The organism is Pseudomonas sp. IPO3778 (assembly GCF_013386825.1).
Classification (GTDB): domain Bacteria; phylum Pseudomonadota; class Gammaproteobacteria; order Pseudomonadales; family Pseudomonadaceae; genus Aquipseudomonas.
The window spans coordinates 1-13,649 of the sequence record NZ_JACARC010000032.1 but is presented as its reverse complement, the minus strand read 5'-3'; the positions used below and the strand labels follow the sequence as shown (position 1 = coordinate 13,649).

Sequence of the window (13,649 nt, the reverse complement as noted above, 5' to 3'; positions counted from 1 at the left end):
GCAAGCCAGCTCCCACAGTGGACGGTGTTCAACCTGATAAACCTGGCCCACTGTGGGAGCTGGCTTGCCTGCGATGAGGCCCGCAAAGTCACCCCCGCTCATCAAATACAAATTATTTTCATTCAGCCCTATCACTTTCTGCATCTCGTTCGGCACATAGGCAATTGAGAAATATTTTCATTCAGGAGCCGCCGTATGTCCCGCACGCTAGACACCTTGTTGCGCCCCAGCCTGTTGGCCGTGGCCATTGCCCTCAGCGCCCCGCTGGCCAGCACCCAGCTGATCGCCGCCGAACAGGCCTCCAGTGTGCGCGCCTACAACCTGCCGGCAGCACCGCTGGCCACCGCCCTGAACCAGATCGCCAGCCAGGCCGGCTTGGCGCTGACGCTCAACCCTGGGTTGGCGGCGGGCAAGACGTCTGCACCGGTGAAAGGGCAGTTTGATGCGCCGGGTGCGTTGCGCGAGGCGCTGCGTGGCACTGGCCTGCAACTGGAGCAAAGCAGTGCGGGTACCTTCAGCCTGGTAGCGATTCCCGATGGGGTTGTGGCGTTGCCGGAGACGAGCATTACGGGCCAGGCCGATGCGGAAAGTGCGTGGGGGCCGGTTAATGGTTACCTGGCGAGTCGCACCGCTGCCGGCACCAAGACCGATACGGCACTGGTCGAAGCCCCGCGCTCGATTTCGGTCGCCACCCGCGAGCAAATGCAGGACCGCAACGTCCAGAACCTGGACGACGCCGTCAAGTACATGCCCGGCATCGTGTCCGCCAGCTATGGCAGTGACACCCGCTACGACTGGATGCGTGTGCGCGGCTTCGAACCCACCCAATTCCTCGACGGCCTGCCGCTGCCTCGCGGCGTGTACGCCAACCCGAAAGCCGAGACCTGGAACCTCGACCGCCTCGCGCTGCTGCGGGGCCCTGCCTCGTCGGTCTACGGCCAGACCCCGCCGGGCGGCCTGCTGGACATGGTCAGCCGCCGCCCCAGCGCTGAATCGAGCAATGCCATCCAGGTGCAATACGGCAGTGACAACTATCGCCAGATCAACTTCGCCAGCACCGGCAAGATTGATGATGAAGGTAAATTTCTCTACGGCCTCAGCGGCGTGGTGCGCGATGCCGGCACTCAGGTCGATCACATCGACAACAAGCGCTACAACATCGCACCCAGCCTGACCTGGAATATCGACACCGACACCAAGCTGACTTTCCTGTCGCAGTTCACTCGCGACGATACGGGCGCCACCAGTCAGTTCCTGCCGATTGTAGGCACCAAGATTCACTCGCCACTGGGCGATGTGTCACACCACAAGAACCTGGGCGACCCGGACTACGAGTACTACGACCGCACCTACTACGCCCTGGGCTATGCCTTTGAACATCGCTTCAACGACACCTGGCAGTTCAAGCAGAACCTGCGTTACACCAAGTCGGAATTGTCCTTCCAGCAACTGACCGTCGGCTCCTACGGGTACTCGACCATTGATGCCGAAGGCAACACCAGCCGCTCGTCGACCAACGTGGACGAAAACATCGGCCAGTTCGCCGTCGACAACAATTTCCAGGCTGACTTCGCCACGGGCGACATCACCCACACCCTGCTGCTCGGCCTGGACCACCAACGCACCGACACCTCATACCTGTCGATCTTCGGCGGCGCCGGGACGGTCAACATTTTCAACCCGATCAACACCCAACCAGTTGTGCGCCCTGCGCGCTCCACGGCTTACTACGACTACAACCAGAAAACCATCCAGACCGGCCTTTACGCCCAGGACCAGATGGCCCTCGACAAGTGGCGCCTGACCCTCGGCGGTCGCGAAGACTGGGTGCACCAAGGCACCACGTACTTCAACAAAAACGATGCAACCAATACCGACCGCAGCAAGAATTTCAGTGGCAACGCCGCACTGAGCTATGTGTTCGATTCTGGCTTCGTGCCGTACCTCTCCTACGCCGAATCGTTCCAGCCGGCGAGCAACGCCAGCGTCTCGCCCACCGAGTCCTACAAACCCACCGAAGGCAAGCAGTGGGAATTGGGCGTCAAGTACCAGCCACCCGGCTCAAACACCCTGCTGAGTGCTGCGGTGTATGACCTGACCCAAAAGAACGTGCTGGTCACCAGCTTCGGGGCCGGTGGCCAATCCATCACCGACCAGACCGGCGAAGTGAAGGTCAAGGGCCTGGAACTGGAAGCCGTGTCCGACGTGACCGACAACCTTAAGGTCATCGCGGCGTACACCCTGGCCAAATCTGAAGTTCAAAAAGGCCAATACAAAGGCAACCGCCTGCAACTGATGCCTAACCAGCAAGCCTCCCTGTGGACCGACTACACCTGGCACGCCGGCGTGCTCGACGGCTTCGGGATTGGCGCGGGCGCCCGCTACACCGGCAACACCTATGGCGACCAGGGCAACACCTGGCTGGGCAAGGCCAACGCCTACACCGTGTTCGATGCGTCCGTGCATTACGACCTCGGTCGCCTGGACAACAGCCTCAAAGGCGCATCGGTGAAACTGAACGCCACCAACCTGTTCGACAAGGATTACATTTCCACCTGTGATGCTTCCTACTGCTACTACGGCGACCAACGCAGCGTGGTCGCCAGTGCCACCTACCAGTGGTAATCGACTGAGTTAACAACCAGGCCGCCCCCGTGGGCGGCTTCGGTGTGTCTGAAGGCTAGAACATGAAAAGCAAAACCATCCGCCGCTGGTCCTTCATCCACACCTGGACCAGCCTCGTCTGCACCGTATTCCTGCTGCTGCTCGCCCTCACCGGCCTGCCATTGATCTTCCACCACGAGATCGATCACCTGCTGGGCAACGAGCCCGAGCTGGCGCAAATGCCCGCCGACACCCCGCAACTGAACCTCGAACAACTGGTGGCCAAGGCTCAGGCCCATCGCCCCGGCGAAGCCATGCAATACCTGGCCTGGGACGAAGACGACAAGAACGGCGTGATCGCGATCATGGCCGCCACCGCCGGTACCGAGCCCAATTCTTCCCACACCTTCATGCTCGACGCCCGCACCGGCGAAGCCGTGGAAACCCCTGCGGCCAACGGCGGGCTGACGATGGTGCTGCTGCGCCTGCACGTCGATATGTTCGCCGGGCTGCCGGGCAAGTTGCTGCTGGCGTTCATGGGCATCCTGTTTGTGTTGGCGATCATCTCCGGCACGGTGTTGTACCTGCCGTTCATGCGCCGGCTGAAGTTCGCCACGGTGCGCCAGGACAAATCCACGCGCCTGCGCTGGCTCGACCTGCACAACCTGATCGGCGTGGTCACCCTGACCTGGGCGTTGGTGGTGGGCGTGACCGGGGTGATCAGCGCCTGCGCCGACCTGATCATTGCCGCCTGGCGCACCGACAGCCTCAGCGCGATGATCGAACCCTACAAAAATGCCCCGCCGCTGACCCTGCGCGCCCCCGCCACCGACCTGCTGACGATCGCCGCCAAGGCCGCTCCCGGCATGGAGCCGGACTTTATCGCGTTCCCCGGCACACGCTTTTCCAGCGAGCATCACTACGCGGTGTTCATGAAAGGCAGCACCCACCTGACCTCGCACCTGCTGACGCCGGTGTTGATCGACGCCAGCAACCTGGAAGTCACCGCCATCGCCGAACGGCCGTGGTACATGGACGCCATGGGCATGTCCCAGCCGCTGCACTTCGGTGACTACGGCGGCATGCCGATGAAGATCCTCTGGGCGGTGCTGGACGTGCTGACCATCATCGTCCTGGGCAGTGGCGTGTACCTGTGGTGGGTGCGGCGCAAGGCGGCCACGTCATGAAGCCGCGGCAGTCGAGTTTCTGGAAGGTGTTTGGCATTCCGCTGGCCATCGGGCTGCTGAGTGCGGCCGGGCTGTTTGCAGCACTGCTGGGGGACGGGTTGTGGGATTCGTTGAGCTGGGTCGGGCTGGGTATTCCGGCGGTAATTGGGGTATGGGCCTTTTGTAGGAGCTAGCTTGCTCGCGAAAAACCTGAGAGCGCCGCGTTAAACCAGACGCGCTGCGTTATCGTTGACGCCTTTCGCGAGCAAGCTCGCTCCTACAGAGGAATGCCCATGTCCACCCCTAGCATGACGTTGTTCCACAACCCTGCCTCGCCGTTTGTGCGCAAAGTACGGGTGCTGTTGCACGAGACCGGCCAACTGGACGGCGTGACCTTGCAGGCCTGCGTGCCCACGCCGGTCAAACCTGACGCCGATGTGATCCTGGATAACCCGCTGGGCAAGATCCCCGCGCTGCGCCTGGCCGACGGCAACGTATTGCATGACAGCCGGGTGATCCTCGACTACTTCGACCACCAACATACCGGCACCCCGCTGATCCCCCGCGACGGCCCGGCCCGCTGGCGGCGCCTGACCCTGGCCTCGACCGCCGACGGAATCATGGATGCCGCCGTGCTGGTGCGCTATGAAACCGCCATGCGTCCCGAGGAAAAACACTGGGACCTGTGGCTGGAAGGGCAGCGCGACAAGATCCGCCGCGCCCTCGACATGCTGGAACAGGACGCCATCGCCGAACTGGCCGGGCCGTTTGACGTGGCCGCGATCAGCGTGGCATGCGCCTTGGCTTACCTGGACTTCCGCCACCCGGGCATGCAGTGGCGGTCCAGCCATCCGAAGCTGGCGGCGTGGTATGCCGAGGTGAGTCAGCGCCCGTCGATGCTGCAGACCCAGCCGCCTATTTAAACGCCACGCCCTCCCTGTAGGAGCGAGCTTGCTCGCGAAAGTCGCCAACGATAACGCAGCGCATCTGGTTTAACGCGGCGCTCTCAGGTTCTTCGCGAGCAAGCTCGCTCCTACAGTGGACGGCAGAATCGGTGAGAAAGCCGATAATCCTCGCCACCAAGCGGGCCCCCTCCTGCTGATCTTCCCGCAACCCCAACGACCGGCTCATCGCTTGCCCACTCCATACCAGTCCAGCTTGCGGGTCAGCACCATCACCGTGCCCAGCAACCCGAACAACAGCAGCGAACCCATCAACAACGCGTAATCCTCCGCACTCAACAGCCCGTACAACAAGCCGTACAACGCCGCCAACCCCGCTGAAAACCCCAGGCCATGGGCGACGCTGCGCAACACATGGCAGACGTAAAAACCAATCAACAGCACACAGGCAGCCGCCGAGATCAGGTAGGCCGGGCCAAATCCGATGTGCTCCGACAACGACAGCAACAGCAGGTAGAAAAATGCCAGGGCAACCCCCACCAGTGCGTACTGGATCGGGTGCACCGCCAGGCTCTTGAGCACCTCGAACAGGAAGAAACCGGCGAACGTCAGGGCGATAAACAGCAGCGCGTATTTGATCGCCCGGTCACTCTTGAGGTACTGGTCCACCGGGTCGATAAAGCTCACGCCAAAACTGCGGCCGTTGAAGTCGTCACACACCGCGTCCGACGCGCAGCCGCGCAGGGCTTCTTCCAGGTTGGTGGAGAAAAACGTGGTCTGCCAATTGGCCGTAAAGCCTTGGGCAGAGACCTCGCGCTGGGCCGGCAGGAAGTTGCCGATAAAGCTCGGGTGCGGCCAATTCGACGCCAGCTTGACCTGACTGGTCTTGCCCACCGGCACCACTTGCAGTTGCTCGGTGCCTTGCAGGCGCAGGTCGAAGGCGAAGTCAAAAGACGCCGGTTTTTTGCTGTCCTGCTCGGGCAGCATCACGTGTACGCCCTCCCCCAGCCACGCCACTTGAGTGCCCGGCGAAAACGCCAGTTGCTGGCTGCCCAGCTCCAGCTTCAGCGCGTTTTCGATGCCACGAATGTCGCTGATACCCACCGCCAGATACGCCGTATCAAAGCGGTAATCGGCAATGTTTTCCTTGATGCCCCATTGCTCCGGCAACACAAACCGCCCGCTGATACGGCTGTCGGCATGGAACAGCCGCGCCTGGTAAATGCCCCGGGCGCGCACTTCGGTTTGCACTTGGCCGTCGAGGGCAAAGTGTTCCGGCAGGAAATACAGACGACCGCGCACCTCACGGGTTTCTTCGTAGCGTTCGTTGAGCTTTTCATTGAGCTTCCACTCCCGGACGGTCTTGCGATACGGCACCACCAGCACCGGGCCACTGAGGCGCTGGCTGTAGCTGGAACTGCGGGCGATATCCTGCAACACGTCGTCGCGCAGTTGCTGACGGTCGGTAATCACCCCGTGGATCATCAGCAACGGAATCAACAACAACACGATCAGCAGCGCGATGGCGCCCAGTTTGAAAAGCAGATTGCGGTTCATGAAGCTCTCCCTGTTTTGATGGGGGAGAGTCTGGGCAGCGCGTGAGGGGGATTTATGAAGGGAATGTGGAGACTGTGTGGAGATGCAGTTTGACCTGCACGCCGCCGGGCACGTTGCCGATCTGCAATGAGCCGCCGTGCAGCTTCATCACTTCCTCGACAAAATTCAGCCCCAGGCCCGTGCTCTTGCGCCCGCTGGCGGGGCGCGGCAGGGAATAGAAGCGTTCACTGAGGCGCGGCAAGGCGTATTCGGGGATGGGTTCGGCCTGGTTGAACAGCATGAATTCGATGCCGTTATTCACGGCCCGGGCGCTGAACCGCAATGTGCCGCCGGGCGGGGTGAAATCCAGGGCATTGTCCAGCAGGTTGCCCAGGGCCTGACGCAGCAGGAACGGCTCGCCATACACCTGCACATCTGCCGCAATCGCCTGCTCGACCTGCAACCCGGCGCCTTCGATGCGTGCGCATTGGGCCTGGAGCACTTCGTCCACCAGCGCTGCCAACGACAGACTGGCCTGGTCTTCCAGGCCCTGGCGCTGCTCCACCTGCGCCAGGTTCAGCAGGCGTTCGATCAACTGCTGCAAGCGCGCGCTTTCGCTGTCGATATTGCCCACGAAACGCTGCTGCTGGTCGCGGGACATGTCGCCCTGCAACAGCTCCGCCGCGCCGCGAATCGCCGCCAGCGGGCTTTTCAATTCGTGGGTCAGGGTGTGCACATAACGTTCGACGTACGCCTTGCCTTCGAGCTGGGTGCGCATGTGTTCCACGGCGGTGGACAGCTGCTCCAGCTCACCGCCGCGATAGTGCGGCAACTCGGCACGCCGCCCTTCGCTCACCGCCTGGGCGTACGCCGTGAGCCGGCGCAGCGCGACACTCAACCACCACGACAACAGCGCGCCAAACAGCAGGCCCAGGCCCACCAGCCCGGCGCCGTACCACAGCAGCCGGTCTTCGGTGCGGTCCACATAGGGTTGCAGCGAGCTGTTGGGCTTGGCCACGGTGACCACACCGATGATCTGCCCGTTATCGCGGATCGGCGCGCCCACGTGCATCACCGACGAGGCCGGGTCGTCCAGTTCGCTGCGGGTGGAGCGCGCACCGTATTCACCGCGCAGGGTCAGGTACACATCGTTCCATTTCGAATAGTCCTCGCCCACCGCCTCGCCGGTGGAGTCCAGCAACACGATGCCCTTGGCGTCGGTGACGTAGATGCGGTGGTTGACCTGGTTCTTCGGCAGGCCCCAGATATTCGCGCCCGGCTGGCGTTCGCCGTAGGCCTTGAGCAGTTCGGGCCAATGGCTCTGGCCGAGGGTGCCGTTCTTCACGTCCTGCCGCAGGATTTCCGCCAGCAGGTTGGCGGTGTCCACCAGGGTTTCTTCGGTGGACTGGCGTACGCCGGGGCGGATTTCCTTCATCACCGTGCTGAGCACGAAGTAACCGGTCAGGCCGATAAACAGCGCATAGACCAGAAAGAACCGGATCCCCAGGCGCATCAGCTGTTGCCCGGGCTGTAGCTGTAGCCGAGGCCGCGATGGGTCTGGATCGGCTCGGCGTCGGGGGCCACCGTGCGTAATTTGCTGCGCACGCTTTTGATGTGGCTGTCGATATTGCGCTCGTAGCCTGCGTCCGCCGCCACGCCCACGGCGTCCAGCAACTGTTCGCGGCTGAAGACGCGCTCAGGTTGCTCCAGCAAGCAATTGAGCAAACGGAACTCATGCCGCGTCAGGCTCAGCGCCTGGCCACGGTAACCAATCTGCACCCGCTCATGGTCCACCTGGAACACCGCCGGCGTCGCCACCGGGGCCACGCGCTTGAGAATCGCCCGTACCCGCGCCGCCACTTCCCGTGGGCTGAACGGCTTGACCACATAGTCGTCAGCGCCGATCTCCAGGCCCACCACCCGGTCAATCTCGCCATCCCGGGCACTGAGGAATATCACCGGCACTTCACTGAAGCGGCGCAATTGCTTGCAGGTTTCAAAGCCGGTGATGTCCGGCAGGCCGATGTCGAGGATGATCAGGTCGGCCGGGGTTTGCCGCTGATGGGCCAGCGCCGCCTGGCCGAGGCTTAGCCAGGTGGTGGTGAAGCCCTCGCCTTGCAAGGCGAAAATCAGCGTGTCGGCGATGGCCGCTTCGTCTTCGACAATCAGGATGTGCGGCATGGTCTCAATCAGCAGTCCGGTTTGTCGGCAGTGTAGCGACGTGCCGGGTTTACCGCAGCGCCGAATTCACGCAAGGCCTTGGCGCCGATCAGCAGCGGGTAGTTGAAGCTGCTGCGGTCGGTGAGGTTGACCTCGACGGTGCGCTTGACGTTGCCCAGGCACATTTCCAGGTCGATCACCGGGCGCTTGGCCACGGTGGCTTCGTCCTTGTCGTCATCTTCGTCGGCGCGGCTTTTGATTTTGCTGATGCGCGAGACCTTGTGCTCGTAGACCTTGTTGGTGGCGTCCTTGCCGCCGAGGCGGAAGCGTACCCAGTCATCGCCATCACGGGTGAAGCTCTCGATGTCCCGGGCCGACAGCGAGGCCGTCAGCGCACCGGTATCCATCTTGGCCTTGAAGGTCTCGCCGATTTCCGGCAGTTGAATGTATTCGTAGCGACCGTACAGGGTCGGCTCGGCGGCCATGACAGGCAAGGCCACGAGTGCTAGCAGGGCAAGGATGGATTTCACGTAGGAGGTTTCCTTGAAATAGGTGGGCCAATTCTAGACTGCAAAACCGCCGCTTAGTTAGATCACACAACATACCCAGCCCGCTGTGAAACATTCGTAAGCGTATTTGCGATTTGGCCTCTAGACCCAAGCTGCTTATCATGGCGGGCCAAAAATGATTCCAAGAGTTACTTATGCGCCGCCTGCTCACCGGCTGTTTCGTCACATTGCTGCTATTGCTCAACACCCTGGTGCTGTTCGGGCCGTTGATGGTGTTTGCCCTGCTCAAACTGGTGGCCCCCGGTCGCTTTCGCGATTATGCCTCCTGGGCGGTGATGTGGATCGCTGAAACCTGGGCCGAGGTCGACAAGCTGATCTTCGCCCTGTGCATCCCCACCCAATGGGACATTCGCGGCGGTGACGACCTGCGGGGCGACACCTCCTATCTGGTGATCAGCAACCACCAATCCTGGGTCGACATTCCGGCGCTGATCCAGACCCTCAACCGGCGTACGCCGTTCTTCAAGTTCTTCCTGAAAAAGGAACTGATCTGGGTGCCTTTCCTGGGGCTGGCCTGGTGGGCGCTGGATTACCCGTTCATGAAGCGCTACAGCAAGGCGTTCCTGGCCAAACACCCGGAGCTGGCGGGCCAGGACCTGAAGATCACCAAAGAGGCCTGTGAGCTGTTCAAGCGCCAGCCGGTCACGGTGGTCAATTACCTGGAAGGCACGCGGTTCACCGAGGCCAAGCGTCAACAGCAGGGTTCACCCTTCGAGCGCCTGCTCAAGCCCAAGGCGGGCGGCGTGGCGTTCGTGTTGGCGGCGATGGGCGAACAGCTGGATGCGGTGCTCGACGTCACCGTGGTTTATCCACAGGAGCACATTCCGGGTTTCTGGGACTTGATCAGCGGCGCGGTGCCGAAGGTGATCGTTGATATCCGTACCCGTGAGCTGGATCCGGCGTTGTGGCAGGGGGATTACGAGAACGATCCGGCGTTTCGCCAGACCGTCCAGAACTGGGTCAACCAGCTCTGGAGGGAGAAAGACCAACGCATTCAAGAGTATTTCAGATAAAAGCACCGGTCGTGGATGCTGAATCACTCAAACGCGCGCCTTGAACACCTTGACTCAAACCGACAAACCCAGAGCTTCGGCCATGGCGTTGCGGGCCTGCTCAGGCGTGCCTTTTTCTGACAACTTTTGCAAAGCCAAGCTCAATTCATCCGCTGCGGCCTTAAGGTCTGTTCCGGTAGTCGTAGCGCTCAAGAACTTACCGAGCTGTGCAATCACCTCAATGGCTGCAGTGCTCACCGTCGGGGCCGAATTCTGCACAGAACCGCTGTCGTCGATTGGCAACTCTTTTACCGTACCGTCAGAAGCCTTCGCAAAATCCTTGAAGTTGGTTGGAGTTCCTTTGTCGGCGGGCCATTCTTGGGCCTCAGTGAACTCTTTTGCCGTGCCGTCAGCCGTCTTCATAAAATCCTTGAAGTTGGTTGGAGTTCCTTTGTCGGCGGGCCATTCTTGGGCCTCAGTGAACTCTTTTGCCGTGCCGTCAGCCGTCTTCACAAAATCCTTGAAGTTGGTTGGAAGCCCTTTGTCGGCTGGCCATTCTTTGGCTCCTGGGGTGCCGGTCCCGTTTTCAGAATGGTAAAAAGTCTTAAATTTTTCCAGGTCAGCCATCAGGTTATTCACTGCCCGCTCAGGATTGTTTCCCTCAAGCACAGCCTGCAAGCTATTGCGCAAACTCTGTACCAGATCTGAAGGCAGCCCCAAGCTTTGCGTCAGATTTTGGGGAGTTTCAGCAGGCCGGCCGACCAGCCCGGTGAGTTGAGGATAAAAAGCGTTCGGTGCAGTTTGCGGAGCGTTTACCAAAGTCATGAGGTCACCACTAAGTCAGTTGATTTACCTTCAAAAGGCCGCTTATCGCGAGACTCAAAAAGGTAACTCTTAGGTGGTGAGCTCATGTCCTACGGTTCCTGGCGCCCTATCACAACTCATTGCGCCGTATGTCCCATTAACAATGGTAAATACGGCGATTTAGCCGCAGGAACTGCAACGCCGACGGGAAGGCCTTTAGCTGCCGGCGCCCCAGATGCTGCCCAGCTTGCCCAGCACCGAACTGTTGGCGCCCTGGCCGCCCAGGTATTGCAGAATCACCGGGGCAAACTTGCCGACCATGCTGTCATCCATGCCCAGGGCGCTGAACGCGGTATTCAGGTCGCTGGTGTCCTTCACGTTACCCAGTACGCCATCCAGGCCCGAGGTCTTGCTGCCGCCGGTCTGGCCGAGCATGCCGCTCAGGGCGCCGAGGCTGCCCAGGGAGTTGCTGCCGGAGAGCTTGTCCAGGCCCGGAACGCTCTGGGTCAGTTGGGAATAGTCGCCGCCACCCAGTTTATTCTTGGCCAGGCCCAGCATCGCGCCGGTGCCGCCAACCGCCTGCTCGGGGGTCACGTTCAGTTGCGAGGTCAGGGCGCCCAGCAGACCGGCGGTCTGTGAGGTGGGTGCAGCCGCTGCCGCCTTGTCGCCACCCTGCGCACCCGAAACGGCATTGGCTACATCGCCGAGGCTGAAACCGGCCGCAAACACCGGGCTGGCCGCTACGGTCAACAAGCAGGACAGGGCAAAACCGCGTGAAATCTTCATCAAGACAACCTCTGAAAGTAAGCGCTAAAAGCAGGGGTTTGACTGGGTGCGCCGAAGGATTGTTCCCTCCCTGCAGATTAGTTCAGAAAACCACTGCATCCGAATCGCCGTGCCCTGCGTATATCCACTACGAGCCGCACGGAGGTAGATGGAATGAATGCCCAAGCTGGACTAACCTCAGCCTGCTCGCTTTACCGTGCGCCGTCCCATCGCCCTGTTGCAAGTGCCTGGAGAAGCCCCATTTCGACTCACGACGCTGATCAGCTACGGCAATTGCTGGCCCAATGTTCCCTGGGTAACCGCCAGGCGTTCGAAACGCTCTATCGCAGCGTTTCCCCGCGCTTGCACGGTGTCGCCCTGCGGTTCATGGGGCGCCAGGATCTGGCCGAAGAGGTGCTGCAAGAGAGCTTCGTGCGCATCTGGTTCAACGCCTCGCGCTATGAAGCCCACCTGTCGGCGCCGCTGACCTGGATGATCAACATCACCCGCAACCTGGCCATCGACCAGTTGCGCAAACACCGCGAACACCCCTTGAGCGAAGGCCAGGAGGACGCCATGGCCGACGAAAGCCCCAGCGCCCATGAGTTGCTCGACAGCGAGCGTGAGGCCCACGCCCTGAACCGCTGCCTGGACAGCCTTGAGGGCATGCAGCGCCAATCAATTACCGTGGCTTACTTCCAGGGCCTGTCCTGCTCGGAACTGGCCAACCACTTGGCGGCGCCCCTGGGCTCGGTCAAATCCTGGATTCGCCGAGGCATGGAGCGCCTGCGCAGGTGCCTTGAATCATGAACTACCAGACCACCGCTCTGCGCCGCGCCCTCGCGGCCGACTACGCCATAGGGCTGATGCCCACCACCGCCCGCCGGCGCTTTGAAGCCCTGCTGCTGGACGATGCCGCCCTGCGGGTCGAGCTGGGGCACTGGCAGGATGCACTCGCCAGCCTGACCGGACCTTTACCCGAGCGGCCCGTGCCGGATCATGTGTGGGAAGGGATCAAAGCGCGTATTGAACCGCAAGTACTGCACATGCCGGCGAAGAAACCGTTCTGGATGAACCTGCGGTTGTTGGCGGCGGCGTGCGGGGTGGTGATCGCCGTGTTGGTGGGTGTGCTGTACCAGCGCGACCTTGGAGTGGAATACAACGCCACGCTGGTGGCGGCTGACCAGCAACCGGCGTTGAAGATCCAGGCGTACGCCGACCATCTGCAGGTTGAACCACTGACGCTGGCCGCAGTGGAGCAGGCACGGGACCTGGAGCTGTGGGCGATTCCACCGGGGGGCAAGCCGATTTCTCTCGGGTTGGTGCCCGTGTCGGGTAAAGGCCGGATTCAGCTGAGCAAGGAACAGCAGGCACTGCTGACGGCGCCGTTGACGCTGGCGGTGAGTCTTGAGCCGCAAGGTGGCTCGCCAACCGGGCAACCGACCGGGCCGGTGTTGTATCAAGGCCAATTGGCATCACTTTGATCCCAGGCTCGAGTCGATGGATTGAGGAACTGATCGCCGTAACCTGGGTCCATAAAAGACTACAAAATATGTCAGGAAGAGCCTAATGACTGCGATCAACCCCCAAGTGATTGAGCACAAGCCTTCATTCTGGAGCCGCCCGCGCCTGTTCATCGGCGCCTGTGTGGTGGTAGTGGCGGGCGTCGGCGGGGCGCTCTACACCCAAGACAGCGTCAAGTCTGCCGCACTGCTGGTGAACACTACCCAGCAGCCGGCCACGCAAATCGTGGCCCACAAGGATTACCTCGAAGTGCAGCCGATCGCCGCCACCGCGCCGGCGCCGGACCAAAGCCTGGAACTGTGGGCCGTCCCGGCTGACGGCGCACCGGTATCGCTGGGCCTGCTGCCTGAAGACGGCAAAGGCATCATTGGCATCAACCCGCGCCAGCAGGCGTCGATCAGCAAACCGGTGACGCTGATGGTCAGTTCGGAAACCAAGGGCGGCTCGGTGAGCAAGCAGCCGACAGGTCCAACGGTGTATCAGGGTGCTTTGGCGATTCGCTGATTCACTCAATCCACTGACATAAAAAAGGCGACCCTGAGGTCGCCTTTTTTTTGGTTCATCACGGATTCCCGGGAAAGACGCTCTTGATCTTCATGAAGAAGAACTCGCTATCCCGGTAACCGT

14 protein-coding genes are annotated in these 13,649 nt (G+C 61.4%); 8 read left to right on the top strand and 6 right to left on the bottom strand.

What is annotated here, in order from left to right:
• Positions 1–195 precede the first annotated feature (195 nt).
• The 4 genes from HX855_RS15470 (at position 196) to HX855_RS15455 (ending at position 4,693) form a co-directional block, all read left to right on the top strand.
• A complete protein-coding gene (locus tag HX855_RS15470; protein ID WP_177088879.1) occupies positions 196–2,625 on the top strand; it encodes a TonB-dependent siderophore receptor in 2,430 nt (809 codons plus the stop codon).
• A gap of 62 nt (positions 2,626–2,687) precedes the next feature.
• The gene (locus tag HX855_RS15465; protein WP_177088880.1) at positions 2,688–3,791 is read left to right on the top strand and encodes a PepSY domain-containing protein; all 1,104 of its coding nucleotides are present in this window, start codon (positions 2,688–2,690) and stop codon (positions 3,789–3,791) included.
• Positions 3,788–3,964, top strand: a complete 177-nt coding sequence (locus HX855_RS15460; RefSeq protein ID WP_177088881.1) for a hypothetical protein — start codon at positions 3,788–3,790, stop codon at positions 3,962–3,964. Before HX855_RS15465 ends, HX855_RS15460 begins: the two co-directional genes overlap by 4 nt.
• A gap of 99 nt (positions 3,965–4,063) precedes the next feature.
• Positions 4,064–4,693: a glutathione S-transferase gene (locus HX855_RS15455; protein ID WP_177088882.1), complete on the top strand. Its 630-nt coding sequence runs from the start codon at positions 4,064–4,066 to the stop codon at positions 4,691–4,693.
• A 204-nt stretch (positions 4,694–4,897) separates the two neighbouring features.
• Here the strand turns inward: HX855_RS15455 and creD are convergent, their stop codons facing one another.
• The 4 genes from creD to HX855_RS15435 are packed head-to-tail and all read right to left on the bottom strand — an operon-like array spanning position 4,898 to position 8,898.
• Positions 4,898–6,229 (bottom strand): cell envelope integrity protein CreD, encoded by a 1,332-nt coding sequence (gene creD, locus HX855_RS15450; RefSeq protein WP_177088883.1) that lies wholly within the window; start codon positions 6,227–6,229, stop codon positions 4,898–4,900.
• A gap of 52 nt (positions 6,230–6,281) precedes the next feature.
• Positions 6,282–7,721 (bottom strand): two-component system sensor histidine kinase CreC, encoded by a 1,440-nt coding sequence (creC, locus tag HX855_RS15445; RefSeq protein ID WP_177088884.1) that lies wholly within the window; start codon positions 7,719–7,721, stop codon positions 6,282–6,284.
• Positions 7,721–8,389: a two-component system response regulator CreB gene (gene creB / locus HX855_RS15440; RefSeq protein ID WP_177088885.1), complete on the bottom strand. Its 669-nt coding sequence runs from the start codon at positions 8,387–8,389 to the stop codon at positions 7,721–7,723. Before creB ends, creC begins: the two co-directional genes overlap by 1 nt.
• Positions 8,390–8,397: 8 nt before the next feature.
• Positions 8,398–8,898 carry an ATP-dependent zinc protease gene (locus tag HX855_RS15435; protein ID WP_177088886.1) on the bottom strand — a complete coding sequence of 167 codons (501 nt, stop codon included), beginning with the start codon at positions 8,896–8,898 and terminating at the stop codon, positions 8,398–8,400.
• Between the two features lie 173 nt (positions 8,899–9,071).
• Between HX855_RS15435 and HX855_RS15430 the strand changes: the two genes are divergently transcribed.
• The gene (locus HX855_RS15430; RefSeq protein WP_177088887.1) at positions 9,072–9,950 is read left to right on the top strand and encodes an acyltransferase; all 879 of its coding nucleotides are present in this window, start codon (positions 9,072–9,074) and stop codon (positions 9,948–9,950) included.
• Between the two features lie 54 nt (positions 9,951–10,004).
• Here the strand turns inward: HX855_RS15430 and HX855_RS15425 are convergent, their stop codons facing one another.
• Both HX855_RS15425 and HX855_RS15420 read right to left on the bottom strand, forming a co-directional pair.
• A complete protein-coding gene (locus tag HX855_RS15425; protein ID WP_177088888.1) occupies positions 10,005–10,754 on the bottom strand; it encodes a hypothetical protein in 750 nt (249 codons plus the stop codon).
• 195 nt (positions 10,755–10,949) lie between these two features.
• Entirely contained in the window at positions 10,950–11,519 is a 570-nt protein-coding gene (locus HX855_RS15420; RefSeq protein ID WP_177088889.1) for a DUF2780 domain-containing protein, read from the bottom strand.
• A gap of 153 nt (positions 11,520–11,672) precedes the next feature.
• Between HX855_RS15420 and HX855_RS15415 the strand changes: the two genes are divergently transcribed.
• The 3 genes from HX855_RS15415 (at position 11,673) to HX855_RS15405 (ending at position 13,526) form a co-directional block, all read left to right on the top strand.
• Positions 11,673–12,308 (top strand): sigma-70 family RNA polymerase sigma factor, encoded by a 636-nt coding sequence (locus HX855_RS15415; protein WP_177088890.1) that lies wholly within the window; start codon positions 11,673–11,675, stop codon positions 12,306–12,308.
• Positions 12,305–12,982: an anti-sigma factor domain-containing protein gene (locus HX855_RS15410; protein ID WP_177088891.1), complete on the top strand. Its 678-nt coding sequence runs from the start codon at positions 12,305–12,307 to the stop codon at positions 12,980–12,982. Before HX855_RS15415 ends, HX855_RS15410 begins: the two co-directional genes overlap by 4 nt.
• Positions 12,983–13,067: 85 nt before the next feature.
• Entirely contained in the window at positions 13,068–13,526 is a 459-nt protein-coding gene (locus tag HX855_RS15405; protein ID WP_177088892.1) for an anti-sigma factor domain-containing protein, read from the top strand.
• The last annotated feature ends 123 nt before the right edge of the window (positions 13,527–13,649 follow it).